At 69.1% G+C, this 24511-nt stretch carries 24 protein-coding genes and 1 pseudogene; 14 read left to right on the top strand and 11 right to left on the bottom strand.

Features of this window, described 5'->3' with window-relative positions:
- Positions 1–4: 4 nt before the first annotated feature.
- From IE302_RS29860 to IE302_RS29840, 5 genes and pseudogenes are all read right to left on the bottom strand, one after another.
- Positions 5–1261: a phenylacetate--CoA ligase family protein gene (locus IE302_RS29860; protein WP_191257745.1), complete on the bottom strand. Its 1257-nt coding sequence runs from the start codon at positions 1259–1261 to the stop codon at positions 5–7.
- A 75-nt stretch (positions 1262–1336) separates the two neighbouring features.
- Positions 1337–1483: a hypothetical protein gene (locus tag IE302_RS29855; RefSeq protein ID WP_191257744.1), complete on the bottom strand. Its 147-nt coding sequence runs from the start codon at positions 1481–1483 to the stop codon at positions 1337–1339.
- A gap of 1222 nt (positions 1484–2705) precedes the next feature.
- Entirely contained in the window at positions 2706–3014 is a 309-nt protein-coding gene (locus IE302_RS29850) for a DUF3140 domain-containing protein (protein WP_268246784.1), read from the bottom strand.
- Positions 3011–3220 (bottom strand): annotated as a pseudogene (locus IE302_RS29845) (hypervirulence associated TUDOR domain-containing protein). The gene IE302_RS29850 and the pseudogene IE302_RS29845 overlap by 4 nt, the downstream one beginning before the upstream one ends.
- Positions 3221–3268: 48 nt before the next feature.
- A complete protein-coding gene (locus IE302_RS29840; RefSeq protein ID WP_191257743.1) occupies positions 3269–4468 on the bottom strand; it encodes a zinc-dependent alcohol dehydrogenase in 1200 nt (399 codons plus the stop codon).
- Between the two features lie 200 nt (positions 4469–4668).
- Between IE302_RS29840 and IE302_RS29835 the strand changes: the two genes are divergently transcribed.
- The gene (locus IE302_RS29835) at positions 4669–5550 is read left to right on the top strand and encodes a manganese catalase (protein WP_191257742.1); all 882 of its coding nucleotides are present in this window, start codon (positions 4669–4671) and stop codon (positions 5548–5550) included.
- Between the two features lie 155 nt (positions 5551–5705).
- Here the strand turns inward: IE302_RS29835 and IE302_RS29830 are convergent, their stop codons facing one another.
- Positions 5706–6143 (bottom strand): STAS domain-containing protein, encoded by a 438-nt coding sequence (locus IE302_RS29830; protein WP_191257741.1) that lies wholly within the window; start codon positions 6141–6143, stop codon positions 5706–5708.
- Positions 6144–6546: 403 nt separating this feature from the next.
- On the opposite strand from IE302_RS29830, the gene IE302_RS29825 reads away from it, so the two are divergent.
- The 3 genes from IE302_RS29825 (at position 6547) to IE302_RS29815 (ending at position 9292) form a co-directional block, all read left to right on the top strand.
- Positions 6547–6963 carry a CBS domain-containing protein gene (locus IE302_RS29825; protein ID WP_191257740.1) on the top strand — a complete coding sequence of 139 codons (417 nt, stop codon included), beginning with the start codon at positions 6547–6549 and terminating at the stop codon, positions 6961–6963.
- Between the two features lie 115 nt (positions 6964–7078).
- Complete coding sequence (locus IE302_RS29820) at positions 7079–8044, top strand: glycosyltransferase (protein ID WP_191257739.1); 966 nt, start codon at positions 7079–7081, stop codon at positions 8042–8044.
- Positions 8045–8074: 30 nt separating this feature from the next.
- Positions 8075–9292, top strand: coding sequence for a glycosyltransferase (locus tag IE302_RS29815; RefSeq protein WP_191257738.1), 1218 nt, complete (start codon positions 8075–8077; stop codon positions 9290–9292).
- A gap of 1 nt (position 9293) precedes the next feature.
- On the opposite strand, the gene IE302_RS29810 is transcribed toward IE302_RS29815, so the two are convergent.
- From IE302_RS29810 to IE302_RS29800, 3 genes are read right to left on the bottom strand one after another with little or no spacing between them, the layout of a single operon-like run.
- Complete coding sequence (locus tag IE302_RS29810) at positions 9294–10187, bottom strand: glycosyltransferase family 2 protein (RefSeq protein WP_191257737.1); 894 nt, start codon at positions 10185–10187, stop codon at positions 9294–9296.
- A gap of 1 nt (position 10188) precedes the next feature.
- Positions 10189–11061, bottom strand: coding sequence for a glycosyltransferase family 2 protein (locus tag IE302_RS29805; RefSeq protein WP_191257736.1), 873 nt, complete (start codon positions 11059–11061; stop codon positions 10189–10191).
- The gene (locus tag IE302_RS29800) at positions 11058–11945 is read right to left on the bottom strand and encodes a polysaccharide pyruvyl transferase family protein (RefSeq protein ID WP_191257735.1); all 888 of its coding nucleotides are present in this window, start codon (positions 11943–11945) and stop codon (positions 11058–11060) included. The genes IE302_RS29805 and IE302_RS29800 overlap by 4 nt, the downstream gene beginning before the upstream one ends.
- A gap of 69 nt (positions 11946–12014) precedes the next feature.
- On the opposite strand from IE302_RS29800, the gene IE302_RS29795 reads away from it, so the two are divergent.
- The 7 genes from IE302_RS29795 (at position 12015) to IE302_RS29765 (ending at position 19617) form a co-directional block, all read left to right on the top strand.
- The gene (locus IE302_RS29795; RefSeq protein ID WP_191257734.1) at positions 12015–12980 is read left to right on the top strand and encodes an NAD-dependent epimerase/dehydratase family protein; all 966 of its coding nucleotides are present in this window, start codon (positions 12015–12017) and stop codon (positions 12978–12980) included.
- Between the two features lie 135 nt (positions 12981–13115).
- Positions 13116–14738: a carbamoyltransferase family protein gene (locus tag IE302_RS29790; RefSeq protein ID WP_191257733.1), complete on the top strand. Its 1623-nt coding sequence runs from the start codon at positions 13116–13118 to the stop codon at positions 14736–14738.
- 27 nt (positions 14739–14765) lie between these two features.
- Positions 14766–15329, top strand: coding sequence for a D-sedoheptulose-7-phosphate isomerase (locus IE302_RS29785; protein ID WP_191257732.1), 564 nt, complete (start codon positions 14766–14768; stop codon positions 15327–15329).
- Positions 15326–16684: a PfkB family carbohydrate kinase gene (locus IE302_RS29780; RefSeq protein WP_191257731.1), complete on the top strand. Its 1359-nt coding sequence runs from the start codon at positions 15326–15328 to the stop codon at positions 16682–16684. Before IE302_RS29785 ends, IE302_RS29780 begins: the two co-directional genes overlap by 4 nt.
- Positions 16684–17370 carry an SDR family oxidoreductase gene (locus tag IE302_RS29775; RefSeq protein ID WP_191257813.1) on the top strand — a complete coding sequence of 229 codons (687 nt, stop codon included), beginning with the start codon at positions 16684–16686 and terminating at the stop codon, positions 17368–17370. The genes IE302_RS29780 and IE302_RS29775 overlap by 1 nt, the downstream gene beginning before the upstream one ends.
- Positions 17367–18308, top strand: coding sequence for a glycosyltransferase family 9 protein (locus tag IE302_RS29770; RefSeq protein WP_191257730.1), 942 nt, complete (start codon positions 17367–17369; stop codon positions 18306–18308). The genes IE302_RS29775 and IE302_RS29770 overlap by 4 nt, the downstream gene beginning before the upstream one ends.
- Entirely contained in the window at positions 18301–19617 is a 1317-nt protein-coding gene (locus IE302_RS29765; RefSeq protein ID WP_191257729.1) for a UDP-glucose dehydrogenase family protein, read from the top strand. Before IE302_RS29770 ends, IE302_RS29765 begins: the two co-directional genes overlap by 8 nt.
- Here IE302_RS29765 and IE302_RS29760 read toward each other — a convergent pair.
- Complete coding sequence (locus IE302_RS29760; protein WP_191257728.1) at positions 19593–20891, bottom strand: aldehyde dehydrogenase family protein; 1299 nt, start codon at positions 20889–20891, stop codon at positions 19593–19595. The two genes, IE302_RS29765 and IE302_RS29760, sit on opposite strands and share 25 nt — an antisense overlap.
- Before the next feature lie 102 nt (positions 20892–20993).
- On the opposite strand from IE302_RS29760, the gene IE302_RS29755 reads away from it, so the two are divergent.
- From IE302_RS29755 to IE302_RS29745, 3 genes are read left to right on the top strand one after another with little or no spacing between them, the layout of a single operon-like run.
- A complete protein-coding gene (locus tag IE302_RS29755) occupies positions 20994–22481 on the top strand; it encodes an HAD-IIIA family hydrolase (protein ID WP_191257727.1) in 1488 nt (495 codons plus the stop codon).
- Positions 22478–23530: a glycosyltransferase family 9 protein gene (locus IE302_RS29750; RefSeq protein ID WP_191257726.1), complete on the top strand. Its 1053-nt coding sequence runs from the start codon at positions 22478–22480 to the stop codon at positions 23528–23530. The genes IE302_RS29755 and IE302_RS29750 overlap by 4 nt, the downstream gene beginning before the upstream one ends.
- Positions 23531–23571: 41 nt before the next feature.
- Positions 23572–24036: a DUF4383 domain-containing protein gene (locus IE302_RS29745; protein WP_191257725.1), complete on the top strand. Its 465-nt coding sequence runs from the start codon at positions 23572–23574 to the stop codon at positions 24034–24036.
- A gap of 159 nt (positions 24037–24195) precedes the next feature.
- Here the strand turns inward: IE302_RS29745 and IE302_RS29740 are convergent, their stop codons facing one another.
- Positions 24196–24462, bottom strand: coding sequence for a hypothetical protein (locus IE302_RS29740; protein WP_191257724.1), 267 nt, complete (start codon positions 24460–24462; stop codon positions 24196–24198).
- Between the last annotated feature and the right edge of the window lie 49 nt (positions 24463–24511).

Below are 24511 nucleotides of genomic sequence, written 5' to 3'. Positions count from 1 at the left end.
TCTCCTAAGTGTTTCGGGATTCCGGGTGCAGCCAGGCGTACTTCCCCGATTTCCCGATCGGGACATGTTCGCGCCATACCGGCGTCACGGACATTTCCAGGTTGTCCGACAAGGCGGCGACCAGAGCGGATGAGGCCGCCGGGTCCATCGGCGCGCCGTCGAACGTGGTGTATTCCAGCTCCGCGTCGGAGCCGTCACCGACGCGGAGCCGATAAAGGAAGATCGCGGGCGCGCATTCACCTATCCAACGATCGAGGTCACCGTGACAGACGAGGGTACCGCCGACCCGGACGAGTTCTTTCTCCCTGCCGCAGAAACGCGATATCCGGGTGGGGTCGGGACTTCCGTCGACAGTGCGCGCACAGTCACCGGACCGGTAGCGAATGAGGGGCATGTACGGATTCCGCACACTGGAGACGATCAAGCTGAACAGACTGCTGCCTTCTTCGACCGGGATCAGCTCGACATTCATGCGGTCAAGATACGGTCGATAGGTGGTCCGACCGTCGCTGTAATACAGATAGCCCAGTTCCGTGCTGCCGAACAGATCGACGATCGGGCAAGCGAACCGCTCGCGCAGGAAACGGGACACGTTGTCCGGGGTGTACTCGTAGGCGTGGATGATGCTGTCCGGCTCGGGGAACCGTTCGTCCAATCCCCATTCACGCGCCTTGAGCACCAGGTGCGCGAGGTGGTAACCCGAACAGTCCAGGTGATAGCGCCCGGCGGGGTGGGACGCCCGTGTCCGCTCGATCTCGTCGAGCATGCGCTCCACGTCGCCGCGGTCCCACAACGCCGGATCCAGCTTCTGGTTGACGTAAACCGTACGGTCGTCGAGGCGCCGATCAGCCAGGCTCGGGTACTCGGCGGCCGTCTCGCCACGGGCCTTGGCGTTGACCCTCGCCACATGCTCGGTCGCGAGCACCGTGGTGATCGACACCCGCGGGCAACCGAGTTCCCAGGTGCGCGCGAGTTCGGGATGCTCGCTCCACAGCCGGTAATAGGACTTGAGCAGGAAATACGGCGGCCGGATCAACTGCATTCGCGCATGGTTCGTGCCGGTGGAAAGCACGAACTCGGCCTCCCCCGAGTCGAGGGCCGCTCGGAGCTTCGGCGTCATCCAGTTGTCCGGGAATCCGTCCGCGATGGCGGCTTTCTCCAGTACCGGGAACTCGCCGGTCCGGATGGAATCACGGTAAATCGGGATATCGCGGACCTGGTCGATCATCCCGGCCACGTCGTTCGCGAACTGGCTCGTCATGGTCACCCGTCATGTAATGCCGCACCGATGGCCGGCGACCGCGTCACGGTCACCGGCCACCGGCCCGGGAGTCCGTCAGGAGCCGCGGTTCTGCGATCGCGAAATGCAGCCCTCCTTGGCCCGGGAAATGCATCCGTCCTTGTTCGCGGCGGGCGCCGAGTTCGCGGCGACCCACTTGGTCCACACACTGTCCTGGGCGATTTTCCTGACCAGCTCGTTCATACGCTGCCTCCGGAGTGCTCGGGGAACACGATGTGGATTGATCATCGCCCAACCAAAGTAAAGGACTGGCAAAGACTCTGTCAAACAGTCTTGGTATTGCACCGCACGCAACAGCTCGGTGAAATCCGCGTGAACTACCACGCGGAGTCGTCCTCGAAGAATCTTTCCGCAGCAGCCGATTCGCTCGAATGCCCGTTGCTTCTTTGCCTCCGGCATGCAATGCAATGGTCGCGAAGCCCGCACTCGACTTCCTCCGGGTAACAGTCTGTGCCGCCGGGCCATCCCGGTGAAAAAAGAAACGCGGCAGCCGGCTCGGCTCCGCAATGCCCTTTCTCGGGCTACCCCACACGTCGACGCGACGGCAATCGTCGTCGCGGCGCTTCTTCGACGTCGAGGCCGTCCGGCCATCGCCTTCGATGGCGCGTGTGGCAACCCCTCGGGGCTCAACCGCTCGGCAGCTTTGTCCCGGAGTTCGTCCGTGCCGACGGCTACCGCGAAATTTGCCCGAACGGAGTAACCTCGTCAGGACCGTGGCGCGACCCCGCGCTGGCCATGCAGAGCGGCTGCACCGCCCTCGTCGCTCTCGGCGCCGCTTACGCCTCCTATCGGGCACCTTCGGCGTGACCGTCGCAGCTTGTCCACCTCTTGCTCTCCTGCTCGCCGTCGAACTCCTCGACCGAGCACTCAAACGACACCGGACCGACGTTGACAGCCCGTCCGGAGACCGGAGCAATGATGACGAAGTCGAAATAGGTACGCCCAACGACACCACGTCTACCCCAGCGCTCTCGACGAGCAAGCAGGAGCCAACCGTCGAGCCGACCGCTGAAGAACGCATGTGGGCACACTTCCTGGCCGAACAAGCCGAAGGCCGCACCCCCACTGGGGCCGACCTCGACCGAGTCGCCGGCACCCACAACTACGGCCGTCGCATCTTACGGAAGTGGCGCGACGAAGGACTTCTCCAGAACACGACTCCTGGAAACCCTCCTCTGAGCCGTCCGATGACGGCGGCCGGATCGCCGGTGACCCAACCGCGGTCGCAGCAGGCAGCCGGTGAAAGCTGCACACGTGACGGGGAGCGCGGCGAGAACTGCTGCGCCTACCATGGCGACGAATTTCAGCCGACGGAGCCTGGGGGTGCGGCGGTCTGGTCGGCCCCGATCCGACCGGCCCTGCCCGCGCCGTACCCGCTCTTGAATCCGGCCAACATAAGATCCCGTCACTTGCAGGGGTCGTGCCCCCAGTTCATCAGGGAGTAGCGCCATCGGGTATTCCGGACGTCACCGGCGGGGCGCTGCGCGAGGTGCCGGTGAACGTAGCCGACGACCTTCCGCATGTGTTTCTCGTCGTCCACCGTCAGATCGGCCTTCTTCTTACGCAACAAGGTGACGATACGCCGACCGGATTCATGGCCGACCGACTCGCCACCACCGGCATGCTGGCCGACCTCTCGGGATTCGTCGGTATCCAGCCGCTTGTCCAGTTCAGCCGGAGTCATGTTGACCGCATTCCGGAAGTCTTCGCTCACGTCTTCTCCAAGGCCTCGGGCTTGTGCACGGCTTCCCCGCCACTCTTGTCGCTGCGGACCAGGTACTGCGGCTCTTCCTGCGATGCCCGCACTGTGCGGCCTGCCGCTTCGGTGTCCGAAGTGATCTCCGCGAGTACTTCGCCTTCGGCTTGCCCACCATGGCTGTTTCAGCGGACCCTGTCACCCTTCCTGAAACGCTTTCCCATGACCATCTCCTTCTCCACTCGGGGCTACCCTGGTCGTGCAGATCCGGGTCACCCGACGTCCAGCACCGTTTTGATCCAGCCCTCCTCGCGACGATCGAAAGTCTTGTAGGCGTCGATCGCCGAGGCGGGCTTCTCGTGCTGTGTGATGAAGGGCTTCGGATCGACACCGCCTGAGGCCACGAGCTGGAGCAGCTTTGGCACATAGCGCCTGTGGTTGCAGTTGCCCATGTGGACGGTGAGGTTCTTGTTCATCGCCGCGCCGAACGGGAACCGGTCGAATCCCGGCGGATAGACACCGATCACCCCGATCGTCCCGGCCTTCGCGACCGCTTCCACGGCCCAGCGCGCGGCAAGGCTGGGCGCTTCACCCGGTACCCACAGGTCGCCGTCCGGAGCGGAATCCGGCGCGGCGAGCTCCTGTTCCGATTCGAGATCCTGCCCCTGTCCGGAGGCGGGGCCGCGCGCGGGGCGCTGAGCGTCGACGCCGACCGCGTCGATCACCCGGTCCACCCCGATCCCCCCGGTCAGTTCCTTCACGAGGGCCACCGGGTCCTCGGCGTTGAAATCGATCGTTTCCGCGTTCTGGCCACGAGCCAGATCCAGCCGGGAAGGGATTCCGTCGACGACGAACACCCGGCCCGCGCCCTGCCGTTTCGCGGACGCGATCGCGAACTGCCCCACCGCGCCGGCACCGAGCACGAGCACGCTGTCCCCCGTGCCGACCTCCGCCAGGCGGGCACCGAACCACGCGGTCGGGAAGATGTCGGAGACCAGGATCGCGTCGTCATCGCTCATCCTGTCCGGAACAGGCACGAGCGTGGTCATCGCGAACGGGATCCGCGCGTACTCCGCCTGGAGTCCGTCGACCGGACCGGTCGTCTCAGGACCGCCGAAGAAGGACGTGCCCGCCCCTGGGCCGTTAGGGTTCGCGGTGTCGCACTGCGCGTAGTAGCCCGCGCGGCAATACGAACAGGTACCGCACCCGATCGTGGACGTCACCACCACGCGGTCACCCGGGGTCAGCCCGCGGACGGCAGGGCCGACCTCCTCGACCACGCCGACAGCCTCGTGACCGACGATCGTGCCCGGCACCATCCCCGGCATGGTCCCCCGCACCAGATGCAGATCGGTACCGCAGATCGCGCTCCGGGTGATCCGGATGATCGCGTCGCTCGGCTCGAGGATCTTGGGATCGGGCACCTCGTCGAGCCGGATGTCGCCGACGTCGTGCCACACCACTGCCTTCATTTCGCCTCCTGGGGATTCGACCTGTCCACAGTGGTTAGCCCTTCAGGCGCCGGACAAACCCCATCGATGAGGTGTGGGAAGGGACTCGAGGGGTAATCAATCCGGTGTCTGTGGTTCCCGGCTGGAAAACACCGTCCGGGATCCGACACCTCGGCAGAGGACTCCCGTTGTGTGGGTGTCCTCCCTCATGGAGGCAACCTGTGTTCCGCCACACCAAATTGCTCCAATTCGAAGCGAAGCCCGAGAAGCCCGATCCCCTCTACGCACGCAAGCTGCAGGAACTCATCGGCGGCGCGTTCGGCGAGATGACCGTGACGATGCAGTACCTCTTCCAAGGCTGGAATTGCCGGATGGAGGGTAAGTACAAAGATCTGATCATGGACACGGCCACGGAGGAGATCGGGCACGTGGAGATGCTCGCCACCATGGTCGCCCGGCTGCTGGAAGGCGCTCCCGCCACGGCCACCGCGGAGGCGGCGAAGGATCCGACGATGGCGGCGATCCTGGGCGGGATGGACGTCCAGCAGGCGATCGTCGGCGGGGGTGGCGCGCTGCCCGCCGATTCGAACGGTACCCCTTGGAACGGTAAGTACATCGTCGCCTCGGGCAATCTGCTGGCCGACTTCCGGGCGAACGTGGCAGCCGAGGCTCAGGGCCGGTTGCAGACCGCGCGGTTGTACAACATGACCGATGACCCCGGCGTGAAGGCGATGCTGCAATTCAACCTCGCCCGCGACACGGTGCACCAGAAACAATGGTTGGCCGCGATCGAGGAGCTGAAGGCCGACGGACTCGAAAGCGACATCGCTCCGAATGCCTTGTTCGACGAGGAGAACCAGGAGCACAACAACACCGTCTGGCGCCTCTCCGACGGTACGGACGGAGCCAAGGGAGGCTGGAGCTTCGGCGGCGAGGGGATCGACTACCTGCAGAATCCCGACCCGCTCGGCGGGCCCGGGACGGCTCCCAAGCCGGATCCCGCGCTTTTCGGGACCTACGCGCCGATCCAGGACGCCGTGGGCACGGTGAAGGGCAAGGCCAAGGCGGCGAAGCGGAAAGCCAGCGGCAAGTCCAAGAACTGAGACACGACTCGAAGGCCCCTTCCGCGACAGCGCGTGGAGGGGTCTTCGGGCCGTTCGCTCAGAGCAGGCCCAAGGCGCGTAGGACGAAGAATCCCGCGACGCCCACCACGAGGACCCCGATCACGATCAGCACGGAACCGTGCGTCCTCTCCTGGCTAGGTCAGCTCCCGCACCGCCTCCTCCAAGCGCGGGTATACCGCGACGCGCAGATCGAGGTCGAACAGCCGCATGATCCGCCGCGTCGAGGCGGAGCCGGTCACCAGGCCGATTCGGCGGCGTTCGGCACCCGCCCTGGTCGCCGCGGCCTCCAGCACCCGCAGTCCGGCCACGCCCAGGAAGGACACTCGCGAGAGGTCGAGCACGGTCGCGGTGGGCAAGGGCTGGGAAAGGTTTCGTTCGAGTACCGGGGCGGTGAGCGTGTCGAGGTCGCCGGACACGCTGAGAATCAGCAAATCGGTCGTGGTGGTCTGCTCCCAGACCCGCGTCGGCGACGCGCCGAGGTGCCGGGAGTAGAAACCCAGCCCGTCGGGCGGTACCGCGGTGAGTACCGAGGCGGAATCTTCGTCGTGGCGATAGGGCGAGGTAGAAGTCATCGGTGGTCTCCCGGCGATCGGGACGACACGGCCGCCAAGCGGGCCTGCGCGGTGTGCACGGAGGAACTCGCGGAAACGCGTCGCCAAGCCGCACACGAACCCGCGTAGGGCGCGGCGGCGAAATATCGGCGTCGTGCACGCGGAGCTGCGGATTGAACCACGCGTGACACCCACCGTACGCCACCCGGGAGTACTTCACCGTGCCTGGACGGCGGCGCCGACCGACGACGCGTTCATCCTGCTGGTCGAGCAGTCTCAACGCGAAAACGTCAAAGCACGCGAACTCGGGGTCCAAGGGGTGAGGAGGGCATCCGGCCTTCTCGCGGTCGATGAGCCGGCCGGGTCACGTGTATCCGCCCACGTAACGGGTAGCCCGCGAGAAAGCCCAGGTTAGGAGAGAGAAATGACGACAGCCCGTGAAATCATGACACCCGGCGCCACCTGTGTACGGGAATCCGACACGGTGCACGACGCGGCGCAGATGCTGGCGCGTGGGCAGATCGGAGCACTGCCGATCTGCGGTGAGGACAACCGGCTCAAAGGCATGCTGACCGATCGCGACATCGTGGTGAAGGTTATCGCCGAAGGCAAAGACCCGCGCGCCGTCCACGCCGGCGAAGTGGCCCAGGGCGAGGCCGTGACCATCGGTGCCGACGACGACGCGGAAGAGATCATGCGAACGATGACCGCGCATCAGGTCCGCCGGCTCCCGGTGATCGATGGCCACGACCTCGTCGGAGTGGTCGCGCAGGCCGATGTCGCCCGGGCGCTGCCGAACCCCGAGACCGGCGAACTCGTCGAAGCATTGTCTTTCGGATGACCCGCCCCGCGAACCCGGAAAACCCACGGCCGCCGCCTGTGGCTCCATTCCGGTTTTGAGAACCGAACCGCGAGCGCCTCGCGTTTAACTCGTCTTCTGCGGGAAACCTTTCAGTATGACGAAAAAGGCGCCACTCCGGGTTCTCGTGTGGCACGTGCACGGGTCGTGGACCGAGTCCTTCGTACGAGGCGAACATCGTTACTTCATTCCTTCGTCGCCTGAAGGGGGCCAGTGGGGCCGCGGACTGAGCGGTCGCGACTGGCCTGCCGCCGAGGAGATACCGCTCGACCGGCTCTCCGATCTCGACCCCGATGTGGTGATCCTGCAGCGGCCGGAAGAAATCGAATTGATCGGCCAAGGGTTGCGCCGTCGCCCCGGGCAAGACGTGCCCGCGGTCTTCGTCGAACACAACACCCCACGCCCGGCCGCGGCGACCACCCGTCACTCGCTGGCCGACCGTAACGACATCCCTTTGGTCCACGTGACGCATTTCAACGAGCTGATGTGGGACTCGGGTCTCGCACCCACTGTGGTCATCCCGCACGGAATTCCTGACCCGGGTGAGCGCTACACCGGCGAACTTCCGCGCGGGGCGGCTCTGATCAACGAACCCGTCCGGCGAGGACGGATCACCGGGACCGATCTGCTGCCCGCTTTCGCGGAAATCGCCCCGGTGGACGTGTACGGAATCGGCAGCGAGGGTCTCGGAGGGCGCCACCCCGCACTGCGGTCCGGCGGCGACCTCCGAAGCCGTGAGTTACACGCCGAAGTCGCCAGGCACCGTGTCTACCTGCACACCGCCCGGTGGACATCGCTCGGCTTGTCCCTGCTCGAAGCCATGCATCTGGGAATGCCGGTCGTGGCGCTCGCGACCACGGAGGCCGTACTCGCGGTGCCGCCTGACGCGGGGGCGATCTCCACCGACGTCACCGCCTTGGCGAAGGCTTACCGCGAGTTGATCCACGAGCCCGATTTCGCCGTGCTGGCAGGCAAGGCCGCTCGCGAATTCGCGCTGGCCCACTACGGGCTCGACGCGTTCCTCGCTCGCTGGGACGCCCTTCTGACCGAAGTGACCGCTTGACCCCGCCGCGTGCGGGAGGGAAGGAGTCCGATGAGGATCGCGATGGTTTCCGAACACGCCAGCCCGCTCGCCGCCCTGGGAGGAGCCGACGCGGGAGGTCAGAACGTCCACGTCGCCGAGCTTTCCGCGGCGTTGAGCCGGCAGGGTCACGACGTCACCGTCTACACGCGCCGTGAGAACCGGCGCGTCCCCGCGACGGTGACGGCGCCGGACGGCTACCGTGTCGTCCACGTCCCGGCCGGTCCGGCGAAGAAGGTCCCGAAGGACGAACTGCTGCCGTATATGGGCGAATTCGGCCGCGTGCTGCGGTCTCACTGGGCCAAGGACAGGCCGGACGTCGTCCACGCGCATTTTTGGATGTCCGGCCTCGCCGCCATGCTCGCGGCGAAGGACCTCGACATCCCGGTGACGCAGACTTTTCATGCGCTGGGCGTGGTGAAGCGCCGCTTCCAGGGCGAGAACGACACGAGCCCGGCGGATCGGATCCGCATCGAGCGCATGCTCGCCAAACAGGCCGACCAGGTGATCGCGACTTGTTCGGACGAGGTGTTCGAGCTCGCTCGGATGGGACTGCCCCGGTCACGCGCGGCCGTCGTCCCTTGCGGGGTGGACCTCGAAAAGTTCACGCCTTACGGCGAAGTCGCTCCCCGTAGGGCCCAGCACCGGATCGTCAGTGTCGGCAGGCTGGTTCCGCGCAAGGGCTTCGACACGGCGATCACCGCGCTGCGGGCCGTGCCGGACACGGAGTTGGTCATCGCGGGCGGCCCGGATTCCGTCGCGCTCAAGCGAGATCCTGAAGTCCGGCGACTGCGTGAGATAGCCGCAGCGGCCGGCGTCGGCGACCGTGTGCGCCTGCCGGGACTGATCTCGCGGGAGAAGATGCCCGCCCTCCTGCGGTCGGCCGACGCGGTCGTCTGCGCGCCCTGGTACGAACCGTTCGGCATCGTGCCTTTGGAGGCGATGGCGTGCGGCGTGCCGGTCGTGGCGAGCGCGGTCGGAGGGCTGACGGACACCGTCGTCGACGGCGTCACCGGGCTGCTCGTTCCGCCACGCAATCCGCGGGAACTGGCTGGGGCTCTCGGGAAACTCCTGGAGGACGGCTCGATGCGTGACGTCTTCGGTCTGGCCGGGGTCGACCGGGCACGAGCGCGATACTCGTGGGACCGGGTGGCCTCCGACTGCCTGCGCGCCTATAAGCGAGTCCTGCGAGGAGGCTCGGTCGCGGTCACGGCCGCTTCGACGTCGTAGCTCATCCCACGTACCGCCGGGCGGACGAGTTCCTCTGGGACTCCTCGAGCAGCACCAGCCCTCGCTCGACCCCGGCGGGAACCACGTGGCGTTCCCTCAGCACCCACGGTAGCCCTCGTAACGCCTCCACCACGGCCGCGATCGTCGCCCGGTCGAAAGGAGCTGTGCGCAGAACGGCGAACATCCTGCGCGAGATGCTCCGCGGAGGCCGTCGCAGCCACAGTGTCCACAGGGTGTTCCGAATGCCGAGCTGACGGCGCCGTCGCGGATCGCGGACGGCCGAAGGAGCGTGGTGGATCACCATCTCTTCGTCCCAGCACATCCACCAGCCCCGCGCGGCGAGGTCGAGGGCGAACAGTTCCTCTTCTCCCCCGAGCCACATCCGCTCGGAGAACCCGCCGACCTCGTGGAACGCGCGGACCCGGACAGCCGAAAGACCGGCCATGACACCCAGCAACGCCGGCCCGGGCAGCCACTCCGGCCCGGGAACGGGCGAGTGCCGCAGTTCCGGCGTGATCGGGTCTTCGCGCAATTCCGGTTCGACCAGGCACCGCCCGGTCACCACGCCCACTGCGGGGTGTCGGTCGAGCAGGTCGGCCGCCCGTCGCAGCGCGCCCGGCTGCCACCGCGTGTCGTCGTCGCAGAAGGCGACGAAGGGTGTGGTCACCGTGTCGACCGCTACATTGCGCGCCACGGCGCCGAGGTTGCGGCGCGCACGGATCAGCCGCACTTCGGGAAAGAGCTTCTCGACGGCGTCCGCGCTTCCGTCCGTGGAAGCGTTGTCCACCACCACGATCGGTGCTTCGTCGGGCAGCGTCGACAGGTCACCGAGCGTTTCCAGCAACTGCTCGCGCCGGTTGTGCGTGATCACCACGACCGTGATGCGATCTTCCACTTCACCCTCCGTGTGCGTGTTCGAGAACGCGGATCCGGCTTTCGACCTCGGCGGGTAGCGTGCGCCGTTCGGCGAGCGCCGAAGGCAGCCGCCGCAGCACCCCGGCGAGGGAACGGAGCACGGCCGGGTCCCGCGGAGCCCTGGCCACCGTGCGGAAGAATTCGAGCAGGCACCTGCGGACGGGCCGCCGCATCACGGTGATCAGCAGGCGGTTCCGCAACTCGGCGCGTTCACGCCAGTCACGGGGCGGCCTCAGCGACGACGGATGATGGTGGGCCCGCACGCTTTCCGCGTAGCAGAGCCGCCAGCCGTTCGCGGCCAGATCATAGGACAAGAGCCGCTCTTCGGCGCCGAAGTGCAACAACGGATTGAAGCCCGCGGCCTGGAGATAGGGCGTCCTCCGCACGATCGCGGAGCAGGCGAGGAAGCCGAGTACCTCCGGCCCCGGGAGGCCGTCTGGCCTGCCCAACGGACTACCCGCCATCAGGGGGACCACCGGATCTTCGCGCTCCTCCTCTCCCACAAGGGTTTTCGCCGCTATCAGCCCGACGTCGCCGTGGGCGTCGAAAAGGCGTTCGGCCTGCAGGAGCGCATCTTCCGCCCACCACGAGTCGTCGTCACTGAACGCGATGTACGGTGTCCGCGCCACCGCGACCCCGAGGTTCCGGGCCGCCACACCGATGTTGCGGGGAAGCCGGATCACGTGGACCCCGGCGAACGCGGAAGCCCGGGCGAAGGTGCCATCGGACGATCCGTTGTCGACCACCACGATCGGTGGGGCGGGCCGTAACGCGGTCAAGGCGGTCAGGGTGCGGTCCAGTTCGTCCACGCGGTCGCGGGTGGCGATCACGACGGTCGTCCGGGCCACCGTCATCGCACCGGGCCGCTCTTGAGCGCCCTGACGAAGTCCCTCACCACGGCGTTGTCGCTGGGCAGCGCACGCAGCGCGGCCACCGATCGACCCTGGACCGACGAACACCACCGCCACCAGGAGTCGAGAGCCTGCGGACTACCTGCATCTTCCGCGTTGACCAATGCGGGCCAGCCGAGCGCGTCGGCTTGCGCGCTGACCTTCCCGCCTCCGGCGATCGGGTCGACGGCCAGCACCGGGACCCCCGCGCGCAGGCCCAGCACCAGACCGTGCAGCCGCGTCGTGACGACGACGTCGAGATGCGACAGGATCGAGGTGAACTGATCGGGGGTCTCACACCGCTCCCAATCCGAAGCCGCCAGCCGGGTGTCGAGGGGCACCCTGGCGCAGTCGACACCGGCTATCCACTCGGTCAGCGAGCCGTGGACGTCCGCGTGACGGCCCGCCTCGCCGTACTCTCCCTGAGCCGGTGCCAGGATCACTCCCGTCACCAGCACTTCGTCGGTCGGGGCGGTGAGTGACAGATCAGGGCTGCCGATCCCGTCTCGATCGCGGGCGAGCACTTCGTGAAACCCCGTGACCGTCTCGTCTTCCGGATCGATCACGGAAACCCCCACGGCGATCCGGTGGCAGTGGGCGAACCGCCGGTGCACTTCCCGTACCTGCCATCCGTGAGCCGGACCGCAGGCGAAGACGACGTGGCTGTACCGGGCCGGGTCCACTTCTTCGTAGCTCAACTCGTGCGGACGGTAGACAGGGCTCCACGCCAAGTCGTGCGGCAACCCGATGGTGGACAACACCTCGTCGACCTGACGCATGCCGAGAACGTCCCCCGCGGTCGCTTCGCCGTGCCGGAAGCTCGCCCAGCCGATCACCAGTGCACGCATGCCCGTCGCTTACCCGTCCTCGCCCGGTTCACACTGTTTTTTCGACGCCCGGGGTGGGTAGGCGGTCCCATGGACACAGTATTCGAACGTGCCTTGGTGACCGGGGGCGCCGGTTTCGTCGGGTCACACCTGTGCGAGAGCTTGCTGGCGGCCGGTTCGGCGGTCGTCGCGGTCGACAACTTCGCCACCTCCGACGCGGCCGCTGTGGCGCACCTCCTCGAACGGCCGGACTTCCAGCTGGCCAGACAGGACGTCACCGCGCCGATGACCGTGCCGGGTCCGTTCGACGTCGTCTTCCATCTCGCCTCGGCGGCCTCTCCCCGGGACTATTTCCGACTCCCCCTCGAGACACTGCGGGCGGGCTCCCACGGCACCGAAGGCGCGTTGGACATCGCCGAACGCGACGGTGCGCGGTTCGTCCTCGCCTCGACCAGCGAGGTCTACGGCGATCCCGGCGAGCATCCCCAGCCAGAGGACTATTGGGGCAACGTGAACCCGATCGGCCCTCGCAGCGTCTACGACGAAGCCAAGCGATACGCCGAGGCGCTCACCTCGGCGATGCGGCGGGAGCGGGGCGTGAACACCGGCATCGCCCGCATCTTCAACACCTACGGACCGCGGATGCGCGCCGACGACGGCCGGATGATCCCGGCGTTCATCGGCCAGGCCCTGCGCGGGGTTCCGCTCACGGTCACCGGGTCCGGCCGGCAGACCCGATCGCTCTGCTACGTCGACGACACCGTCCGCGGCCTCGTCGCGCTCGCCCACTCCGGTGTGCCGGGCCCCGTCAATCTCGGCAATCCGCACGAGCTCACCGTTCTCCGGATCGCCCAAGAGATCCTGGCGATCACCGGGAGCCCGTCCCGGATCGAACATATCGAGGCCGCCGTCGACGACCCGGCCCGCCGGTGCCCGGACATCTCCCTCGCCCGCCGCGAGCTCGGCTGGGCTCCGCAAGTCCCGATGGACGAAGGACTTTCCCGCACCGTCGCCTGGTTCGCCCGGACGCTCGGCTCAGCCCCTCCGGCTCCGTGAAGCCCCGTGGAGACGCTTCTCTGAGTAGCGACGTCCTGGGCTTTCGCGCCGAATCGTTTATCCCCGACTCCACCGGGTAGCGCTACGGAAGTAAGCGCGGGTCACGGTCCGCGTCTCCGACCGAAGGGGTGGCAGGTGCGCATTCTCGGTGTCAACGCCGTCTTCCACGACCCGGCCGCGGCGCTCGTCATCGACGGCGAGATCGTGGCGGCCGCGGAGGAGGAACGGTTCAGCCGTCGCAAGCACGGCAAGCGACCGGTCCCCTTCTCCGCTTGGGAACAACCCGCCGAGGCGGCCGCGTGGTGCCTCGCCGAGGCGGGGATCGCCCCTCAGGACCTCGACGCCGTCGGCTACTCCTACGATCCGGCGCTGGTCGAGCCCGGGCTCGCGGGCCACGACGGCAAGAACGAGTGCCTCCGTACCGACTTCGCCCGACGGGCGCCCGCCTTCCTCAAGACCGCTTTGCCCGGCCTGGATCCGGCGAACGTCCGGTTCGTCCGGCACCATGTCGCGCACGCCGCCTCCGCCGCGCTCGCCGCCCCGTTCGGCGACTGCGCGGTGCTGGTCGCCGACGGCCGCGGCGAAAGCACGTCCTACCTGGCGGGCGAATACCGCGACGGTGAATTCGAAGAACTGGCCGAGCAGCGGCTTCCGCATTCCCTGGGGCTGATGTACGAAGAGCTGACCGAGCATCTCGGTTTCGCCCGGTCCAGCGACGAGTACAAGGTCATGGCACTGGCTTCGTACGGGAAGCCGCGGTTTCTCGACCGGATAGCCGAAAGCGTGCACACCAATGGCATGGGGTTCCGCACCGACGAAATCGACTGGGAGTCCTTCGCTCCCGCCGTCGAACCCGGGCAAGAGCCGGGGCGGGTGCACGCGGACCTGACCGCGAGCGTCCAACGTTGTCTGGAGGATGTACTCCTCGACCTGGCGCACAAGCTCCACGAGCACACCGGGCGAGCGGATCTGGCGATGGCGGGCGGGATCGCGCTCAACTGCGTCGCCAACACCCGGCTCCACGCCGAAGGCCCGTTCGACCGAATCTGGGTCCAGCCCGCCGCCGGCGACGCCGGGACCGCGCTCGGGGCCGCCCTGCAGCTCGCACTCGATTTCGGTGACCGCGGCAAGCCGATGCCGGGCGCGGACCTCGGCCGCGGCTGGACCGACGCGCAGCTGGAAAACGCGCTGCGGACCGCGAAACTGCGCTACGAGCGGCCGGACGACGTCGCCGAGTCGGTCGCCGAAGCCTTGGCCGAGAACCGGATCGTGGCCTGGTTCCAGGGCCGCTCCGAGTTCGGTCCGCGCGCCCTCGGCCATCGTTCGCTGCTGGCCCATCCCGGTCACGAGGCGAACCTCGAGCGGCTCAACGACGTCAAAGGCCGCGAGCAGTTCCGTCCGGTCGCCCCGATGGTGCGCGCCGAACGCGCCGGGGAGATCTTCTCCCGCGGCCCGCTTCCCAGTCCGTACATGCTTTTCGTGCACGACGTCGCGCAGGAGTGGAGGGATCGGATCCCGGCGGTCACGCATGTCGACGGGACCGCCCGCGTGCAGACGGTTGACCCGGCCCAGGACCCGCTCACCGCCAGGATGCTCGGTGCCTTCGAGCGGCGGACCGGGGTTCCGGCCGTGGTGAACACCAGCCTCAACACCGCCGGCAGGCCGATGGTCGACTCCCCCAGGGACGCGCTCGAATGCTTCGGCTCGGCCCCGATCGACGTGCTCGCCCTCGGACCGTTCCTGGTCCGTCGTCCCTGAATTCCCGAACGCCGCTGGAGGTGTGTCGTGATCGAAGAACACTTCGCCGCATTGAGCGAGGCCGCCGGGAAATCCGTTTCCTGGGGGCCGAAGATCCGAGACTGGGGTGACCATCTGGCCGCCGTACTGTCCTCGGGCGGCAGGCTGCTCGCCTGCGGAAACGGCGGGAGCGCCGCCGAAGCCCAGCATCTCACCGGTGAGCTGGTAGGCCGCTTCCGCAACGATCGGCGGCCGTTCTCGGCGATCGCCCTGCACGCGGACACCTCCGCGGCCACGGCCATCGCCAACGATTACGGCGAACACGAGCTGTTCGCGAGGCAGGTCCGGGCGCACGGTCGTCCCGGTGACGTCCTCGTGTGTCTGTCGACCAGCGGCGGTAGCCAGAACGTCGTCGCGGCGGCGAAGGCCGCACACGAAGTGGGCGTCACGACCTGGGCGCTCACCGGGCCCTCTCCCAATCCGCTCGCGGCGCTCTGTCACGAGGCGATCCCGGTGGAGGCGCCGTCGATGGCCACGGTGCAGGAGATCCATCTGGCCCTGGTGCACGCCCTGTGCACCGCGCTGGACGACGCGCTCGGGGTGCCCACGTGAGGCCGCTCGTCGTGCTCGGTGACGTCCTGCTGGACGTGGACGTCGAGGGAACCTCGGAGCGGCTCTGCCCGGACGCGCCGGTCCCCGTCGTCGACGTCGCCCGTGAGTGGCGCCGACCGGGTGGCGCCGGGCTGGCCGCCCTGCTCGCGGCGCGGTCCACCGCCGAGGTCCTCCTGGTCACCCCGATGGGCGACGACCGGGCCGGGCATGCCCTGGCCGGCCTGCTCGAGCGCGAGGTCGGGCTGATCCGGATGCCGATGGACGGCACCACCGTCACCAAGACGAGGGTGCGGGCCGCCGGGCAGTCGCTGGTCCGCCTCGACAGCGGCGACGGTACGGCAGGGGCCGCTCCCCCGGCCCCTGCGGTGGTGGAGACGGTGCGTTCGGCGGGGGCGATCCTCGTCGCCGACTACGGACGCGGAGTCACCGAACATCCGGGCATCCGGAAGCTGCTCGCCGAACTGGCCGGAACGATCCCCATCGTCTGGGATCCGCATCCCCGCGGCGCGCGGCCCACGCGGGGGATCCGCTTGGTCACCCCGAATCTGACCGAGGCCTGTCACTTCGCCGGAAGGCGGGCCGACGCCGGGGAGCTGGCCGAGGCGATGCGCTGTTCCTGGAGTGTCGACGCGGTCAGTGTCACCACGGGCTCGCGCGGGGCGGTGCTCGCCGAAGACGGGCGGAGCGAGACGTTCCGGCCGCCCTCGGGCATCGCCGCCAAGGACACCTGCGGCGCGGGCGACCGGTTCTCCTCCGCTGCCGCCGCCGCGTTGCTCGACGGCGCCTCCACCGCCGACGCGGTGGCCACAGGTGTCGAGACGGCGGCACGCTTCGTCGCGACCGGCGGTGCCGCCGCACTGTCCACTGTGGATTACGCCCCCGCGCCGGAACCCGCTCATCGCGGGCTGTCGGCCTTCGACGTCGCCGCGCGAGTGCGCGCCCGCGGCGGCAGGCTGGTCGCCACCGGCGGGTGCTTCGACCTGCTGCATCCCGGACACGCGAGTCTGCTGAGGCAGGCCCGTGCCTTGGGTGACGCCCTCGTCGTGTGCCTCAACTCCGACCAGTCGGTCCGCGGGCTGAAAGGGCCAGGACGGCCGATCGTGGCCGCCCGAGACCGGGCCCGCCTGCTGACCGAATTGAGTTCCGTCGACGCCGTGGCGGTGTTCGACGAACCGAATCCGGCCGCGTTGCTGGACCGTCTGCGCCCGGACATCTGGGTCAAGGGCGGCGACTACGCGGACACAGAACTCCCCGAAAGCGCCGTGGTGCGACGGCACGGCGGCGAAATCGTCCTGATCCCGACCATCCGCGGCTATTCCACCTCCCGGTTGGTGGCCGCGGCGGAAGGAGCATGATGCCTCCCCTCGGCAATGTCCTGATCACCGGCGGCGCCTCCGGGCTCGGTGCGGCGGCGGTCGACGCCGTCCGCGAGGCGGGTGGCACCCCGCTCGTCATCGACCGCGCGCGACCCGCGGACGACGTCGCCTTCGTCCAGGCCGATCTGGCGGACTCCGCCGCGGCCGCGAACGCCGTCGACGAACTCGCCGAACGCGCCGGCGGTCTCGACGGCGTGTTCACCGCGGCGGGCACCGACGCCTGCGGCGCGCTCGACGACGTGTCCACAGAGGACTGGGAGCGGGTGGTCAAGGTCAACCTGCTCGGCACGGCGGCGGTCGTCCGCGCGGCGCTGCCGCATCTGCGCCTGAGCCACGGCACCGTCGTGACCTGCGCTTCGACACTGGGACTGCGGGTCGCCGGTGACGCGAGTGCCTATTGCGCCTCCAAGTTCGGTGTCGTGGGCTTCACCAGGGCCCTCGCGATGGAACTCGCAGGCCGCGTCGGTGTGACCCTGCTCGTCCCCGGCGGGATGCACACGGCGTTCTTCGACGACCGTGCCGCACAGTACAAGCCGCCACCCGACGCGAAACTCAACCAGCCCGAGCACGTCGCCGCGTCCGTGGTGTTCGCTCTCTCGCAACCGCCCGGATGCGAGGTCCGCGAACTCGTCGTGTGCGCCTCCGAAGAAGGGTCGTGGCCATGAGCGGCGGCATCCTGGTGTTGCGCGCGCTCGGCCTGGGTGACCTGCTCACCGCTGTCCCCGCGCTGCGCGCCCTGCGCCGCGCCTTCGACGGCGAACGGCTGGTGCTCGCCGCGCCGGAAAACCTGCGGGACATCGTCGAGCTGATCGACGCCGTGGACGAACTACTCCCGACAGCGGGGCTCGGTGAGCTGTCCTGGCCCGGAGAGCCGCCGCGGCTGGCGGTCAACCTGCACGGCCGTGGTCCGGAGAGCATCCATGATCTGCCCGCCCAGGATCCGGTCGAGCTGATCACCCACCGGCATCCCGACTTCCCCGGCGTCGACGGCCCGGACTGGCCGGCCGACGTCCACGAGGTCGACCGCTGGTGCCGTCTCCTGGAGGCCGCGCGGATCCCCGCCGACCGCGCGGACCTCGCCCTCCCACCGCCACCGGGACCCAGCCCCGCGCCCGGGGCGGTGGTGATCCATCCCGGTGCCGCCTTCGCCGCCCGGCGCTGGCCGGCCGAACGCTACGCGCGGGTGGCGCGGGAACTGGCCGGAGGGCACCGGGTGGTGATCACGGGGAGCGCGCCGGAAGCCCCGCTCGCGCGCGAGGTCGCGGACCGAGCGGGCCTCCCCGCGGACGCGGTCCTCGCCGGAGACTCCGGCCTCGCGGAACTGGCCGCGACCGTGGCCGAAGCGGCATTGGTCGTCTGCGGGGACACCGGCGTCGGCCATCTCGCCACCGCCTACGGCACGCCGTCGGTCCTCCTGTTCGGGCCGACTCCGCCCCGGCTCTGGGGGCCGCCGCCCGAGGCACGGCAGCACACGGTCCTCTGGGTGGGCGACGTCGGTGATCCGCACGCGGGCGAGCCGGACGCGGGTCTTCTGCTGCTCCGCGAAGAGCGGGTCATCGCCGCGGCGGGCGAACTGCTCCGGGCCGGTGCTTCCCATGGTTGAGCGGATCGGCGTCATCGGGGCGGGGTACGTCGGTTTGACGAGCGCCGCGTGCTTCACCCACCTTGGCCACGACGTCGTCTGCGTCGACAGCGATCAGTCCAAAGTAGACGAATTGAACCGGGGCGAGGTCGCCATCGCCGAGCCGGGACTGGCCGAGCTGGTCCGCGACGGCCTGATCTGCGGGCGTCTGCTGTTCAGCACCAAGACGGACGGACTGGCCGCCGTGGACGTCGTCCTGCTCTGCCTGCCCACGCCCCAAGGCGAAGGCGGCGACGCGGACGTCCGGGCGCTGGAAGAAGTGGTGACCGGACTGCCCGGGCTACTGACGCCGGGATGTGTCGTCGTCACGAAGTCCACGGTCCCCGTGGGCACGGGGAACCGGCTGCCGGAGTTGCTCGGCGACGCGGATCTCCCGGTGGTCGGCAATCCCGAGTTCCTCCGTGAAGGCCACGCCGTCGAGGATTTCCTGCGCCCGGAGCGGATCGTGCTCGGCTCTCGCGACGAAGACCGTCCCGCCGCCGAACGGGTGGCCGCGCTGTACCGGGGAATCGACGCGCCGGTGTGGTTCACCGACCCGGCGAGCGCCGAGCTGGCGAAATACGCCAGCAACGCCTTCCTGGCGATGAAACTGTCCTATGTGAACACTCTCGCGGAACTGTGCGAGCACCACGGAGCCGACATCCGTGCCGTCGGAAGGCTGATCGGCCTCGACTCCCGCATCGGGCCCGCCTTTCTGCGGCCGGGCCCCGGCTGGGGAGGTTCGTGCCTGCCCAAGGACACCGCCGCACTGGTGCGGACGGCGGAACGCGCGGGTGTCGACTTCGGCATGCTGCGGGACGTCCTGAAAGCCAACGCCCGGCACCAATCGGCCGTGGTGCGCAAGATCCGCCTCGCGATCACCGGTGCGACGGACGGTTCACTCACCGGAACCCGGATCGGCCTGCTCGGACTGGCGTTCAAGGCGGGCACCGGGGATCTGCGGGACTCCCCCGCGCTGGCGATCGCCGGTGAACTCGCCAGGAGCGGCGCGATTCTGACCGGCTACGACCCCGGCGTCGCGAGCGCCGCGCCGGACATCGTCCAGGTCGTCGACGATCCGTACCTGGTGGCGAAAGACGCCGAGGCGCTGGTCGTGCTGACCGAATGGCCCGAGTTCCGGGAACTCGACTGGGCACGCCTCGCCGCGGCCACCGACCAGGCGATCGTCGTCGACACGAGGAACCTCCTCGATCCGGCGGCCGTCGGCGAAGCGGGCTTCACCGTCATCGGGCTGGGAACAGCGGCTCAGGGCCCGGGCGGGGCGAGGTGAACGACCTTCGTCTGGGTCATCTCGTCGAGCAATTCGGGGCCGTAACCATAACCGCTCCCGCTGGCCCGGCGCGGATGCGCCGAGCCGCCGGGGGCGCCCCCGAAGACGTCGTTGATCTTCACCGTGCCGACGGGCAGCCGCCGCCAGGCGCGCTGGGCGTGCTCCATCGACGACGTGAGCACCGTGGCGGCGAGCCCGTAGTCGTCCGCGGCCGCCAGCTCCAGCCCCTGCTCGAAATCCGGGACCACGCACACCGGCGCGACCGGGCCGAAAGTCTCTTCCCGGAACACCCGCATCTCCGCGGTGCAGCCCGCCAGGACGGTCGCCGGGTAAAACGAGCCCGGCCCGTCCGGAAGCTTCCCGCCGGTCAGCGGTTCCGCGCCCTGCGCGATCGCCTCGACCACCTGGTCGTGCACACCTTCGCGATGGCGCCGGTCGACGAGCGGGGCGATCTCACGGTTCCCTGCCTCCTGGACCAGCGCGTCGAGGAAGGCCTCGGCAACCTCCTGGTGCGCGTAGATCCGCTCGACGGCCACACAGATCTGCCCCGCGTTGGCGAAAGCCCCGGTCGCCGCCTGCGCGGCCGCCCACCGAGGATCCACGTCGGCGTCGATCACCAGCGCGTCGTTGCCACCGTTCTCCAGCAACGCCTTCGCTCCCGTTCGCGCCGTCGCCGCCGCGATCGACCGGCCCGCCGCAGTGCTCCCGACATGGGCCACCACGTCGACGTCCGGGCTCTCCGCCAGCGCGGCCCCGACCGCACCGTCCCCCTGGACCGTCTGAAGTACTCCGTCCGGCAGCGTCGAAGACAGCGCCGCACCAAGCCTGGCTCCGGTGTCCGGGCACCGTTCGCTGGGCTTGTGCACGACCGTGTTGCCGGTGGCGAGCGCCGCGCCGAGCAGGCCGCAGGCCACCGCGATCGGATCGTTCCACGGGGTCAGCGCGACCACCACGCCGCGCGGCTCGGGCACCATCAGGTCGGTGGCGCCGGGGTTCCCGAGCAGGGAGCGGCCGCGGTGCACCGGCCCGAGTTCGGCGTACTGTTCCAGCGTGCCGACACCGGCGAGGACGCTTTCCTCCGCCTCGGCGCGGAGTTTCCCGGTCTCGCCCTCGAGGAGGGCGGCGAGCTCGCCCACCCGCTCACGCAGTCCTCTCGCCGCGTCCTTGATCGCCGCTCCGCGTTCGGCCGCCGGGGTGGCTGCCCAGTCCCGGGCCGCCTTCTTCGCCGAGCCGAGCACGGATTCCAGGTCTGCGGGGTTGTGGATCTTCACCATGCCCGTCGGTTACCCGGTTCGGCGGCCGTGACACCTCAGAAGCCCTTCACTCCACTGTGGACGGTTGCGTTTGGTGGTGTCCCCAGTGGGTATCGCGATCAGGTGAGCCCTCTCGACTACACCATCGTGGTTCCGACCACCGGACGCGACAACCTGCACGAGCTGCTCCGCGGGATCGAAGCCGCCGGCGAGCCGAGGCCTGCCCGGATCATCGTGGTCGACGACCGCCCCGACGGCGCCGAGCTGCGGCTCCTCCCGATGACCCCGGAGGTGGAGGTGATCCGCGGCGGTGGGCGAGGTCCCGCCGCCGCGCGCAACGCCGGCTGGCGGCGCGCGAGCACCGAATGGATCGCCTTCCTCGACGACGACGTGAAGGTCGGCGCCGACTGGTCGCGGGAACTCGCCGAAGACCTGCTTCCGCTCGACGCGAAGACGGCGGCATCCCAGGCACGGATCACTGTGCCGTTGCCGCGAGAACGGCGTCCCACTGACGACGAACGCGGGACGGCCGGGCTGGAGACCGCGAGGTGGATCACCGCGGACATGGCCTACCGGCGTGCCGTACTCGCCGAGGTCGGCGGCTTCGACGAACGGTTTCCCCGCGCCTACCGCGAGGACTCCGACCTGGCGCTGAAGGTCGCCAAAGCCGGTTATCTGATCGCGAAAGGCCAGAGGGTCACCACGCATCCGCCGAAACGATCCGGTCCGCTCGCCAGCCTGCGTGCCCAGCGCGGCAATTCCGACGACGCGCTCATGCGGCGCAGTCACGGCGTGCTGTGGCGGCAGCAGACCGGAGCCGGTCGGGGACGGCTCGGACGGCACGCGCTCACCACCACGAGCGCTCTGGCCGCCGCGGCATTGTTCGCGTTCGGACGGCGTAGGGCCGCCACCGCCGCGGCGGGCCTCTGGACCGGGCTGACCGCCGAGTTCGCCGCCCGCCGGATCGCGACCGGCCCGCTCACCCCGGGTGAGGTCTCGCGCATGCTGCTGACCAGTGTGCTGATCCCGCCCGCGGCCTGTTACCACCGGTTGCGCGGCGAACTGCGGCATCGGCTGTACCGGCGACCGCACGCGGTGCTGTTCGACCGGGACGACACCCTGATCGTCGACGTCCCGTACCTCGACGACCCCGACGGCGTCCGCCCCGTCCCCGGCGCCAAAGAACTCCTCCACGACGTGCGCGCGGCCGGAATACGGATCGGGGTCGTCAGCAACCAATCCGGTGTCGCCAAGGGCCTGATCACCCCCGACCGCCTGACCGCGGTGAACAGCCGGGTCGAAGAGCTCCTAGGCCCCTTCGGTACCTGGCAGGTCTGCGTGCACGACGACGAAGACGGTTGCGTCTGCCGGAAACCCGCTCCCGGCTTGATACGCCGGGCCGCCGAAGCGCTCGGGGTGGACGTCCGCCGCTGCGTGGTCATCGGCGACACCGGCGCCGATGTCGACGCGGCGACCGCCGCGGGTGCCCGCGGGATCCTGATCCCGACGGCCCGCACCCGTTCCGAGGAGGTCGACCGGGCGCGCCGCCGGGCGACCGTCGCCCGCGATCTCGCCGAGGCGGTACACCTGGCCGTCACGGGCTCCCGATGAAGGGGAACGTGCTCGTCGCGAGGATGGACAATCTGGGCGACGTCCTGCTCGCGGGCCCTTGCGTCCGCGCCGTCGCGGCCGGCTCCGCCAGGGTCACCCTGCTCACCGGACCGCGAGGACGTGCCGCGGGTGAGCTCCTTCCCGGCGTCGACGAAGTCCTCACGTGGTGCGCGCCGTGGATCGATCCCGACCCCCCGCCGATCGATCCGGGAGAAACCGAGGCGTTCGTCCATGGGCTGCGAGAGCTGTTCCTCGACGCCGCGCTGATCCTGACGTCGTTCCACCAGTCCCCCTTGCCGCTGGCCTTGCTCCTGAGAATGGCCGGGGTGCCGTGGATCGGCGCGGTCTGCGACGACTATCCCGGCTCACTGCTCGACCTCCGGCACCACGTCCCCGGCGATCCGCCGGAAGCGCTCCGAATGCTCTCTCTCGCGCAGGCGGCCGGATTCTCTTTGCCGTACAACGACAACGGCGGCCTCGCGATCCGCCACCCGCTTCCGGACGTGGATGGCCTCGTCGGCGGGCCCGGCGAAGGCTACGTCGTCGTCCACCCCGCCGCGTCGGTTCCGGCGCGGCAGCCCTCGGCGCGTCGGTCCGCGGCGATCGTCCGGGCACTGCAAGCCGCCGGGCGCCGGGTCGTCGTGACGGGGTCACCTGCGGAAAGCGACTTGACCGCGGAGGTCGCGGGGACCGCGCTCGATCTGGGCGGTCGCACCGGTCTGGCCGAACTGGCCGCCGTCCTCGCCGGAGCGGACGCGGTGGTCGCGCCCAACACCGGTCCCGCCCATCTCGCGGCGGCCGTCGGGACCCCGGTGGTCTCGCTTTTCGCGCCGGTCGTACCCGCTTCGCGCTGGGCCCCATACGGCGTTCCGGCCGCACTGCTCGGCGACCAGCACGCCGGTTGCCGCGATAGCCGAGCCCGGGTCTGCCCGGTGCCCGGCCATCCCTGCCTCGACGGTATCCGGCCCGCGGCCGTCGTCGAGGCCGTCGACGGCCTCGCACCGATTCCGTCTCGTCGTTTCGCCCGCACCACACCGGGTATCGCTTGAGGGTTCGCGAAAATCATCGTCGAGTTCGAGGAGATTTCGCCATGACCCGAACCACCACGGCCACCAAGACCGCCCGGACGCCCGCACAGCTGACCGCGGCCGCCGTCGGAGTGGTGTTCCTGCTCGTCGGCATCGCCGGCTTCATCCCAGGCCTCACCACCGACTACGACCAGCTCTCCTTCGCCGGACACCACTCGTCCGCGATGCTGCTCGGCGTCTTCATGGTCTCGGTCCTGCACAACATCGTGCACCTGCTCTTCGGCGTCGCCGGGCTTCTCCTGGCCCGCACATCCCGCAGCGCCGTCGGCTACCTGATCGGCGGCGGAGTGATCTACCTCCTGCTATGGCTCTACGGCCTCGTCATCGACCACGACTCCCCGGCGAACTTCGTACCCGTCAACCCCGCCGACAACTGGCTGCACCTCGGCCTGGCCCTCGGCATGATCGCCCTCGGCGGCATCGCCGGCACCATCGACCGTCGCCCCACGTCACCACGAGCCGTCTGATGGGCATCGCCGCGTCCACGGCGACCTCGACCGCTTCAAGACCTTTCTCGAAAACCGCGGCGGCTCCGAGACCGGCCACGTTTTTGTGTCCGCTCATGGTTTGTTCGCGTGCTCACCGGGCATTCGCACATCATGCGAACATGGTGGAAGCGGATGACCTCACGGCCGCACGGCAGGACGGTCCTTTACCTGGGTGCCCCTGCCGTTCTGGGAAAGATCATCGGGGCCGCCGCGTCGCGTGGTTTCGGCGCAGTCGAGATTCCGCATCCCGCGCTGGTCTGCGCGGTCGCCGACCACGCCGTACTCAGTGGCCGCGGTAGCCGTGCCGACACCGCGAAACTTCGTCGGCTCCGAGAGTTGAATATTCCGTGCCTGGATCCCGAGCAGGCGTCGGCCTGGCTCGCGGAACTCGATGAACCGGATCACCTCGCTTCAGCGTAAGGTCCAGTGGTTCGGCAATGTCCGCTCGCTCCGA

Source organism: Amycolatopsis oliviviridis (genome assembly GCF_014654365.1).
GTDB classification, from domain to species: Bacteria; Actinomycetota; Actinomycetes; order Mycobacteriales; family Pseudonocardiaceae; genus Amycolatopsis; species Amycolatopsis oliviviridis.
The sequence above is the reverse complement of the archived record's forward strand: the minus strand, read 5'-3'. Positions and strand labels throughout refer to the sequence as shown.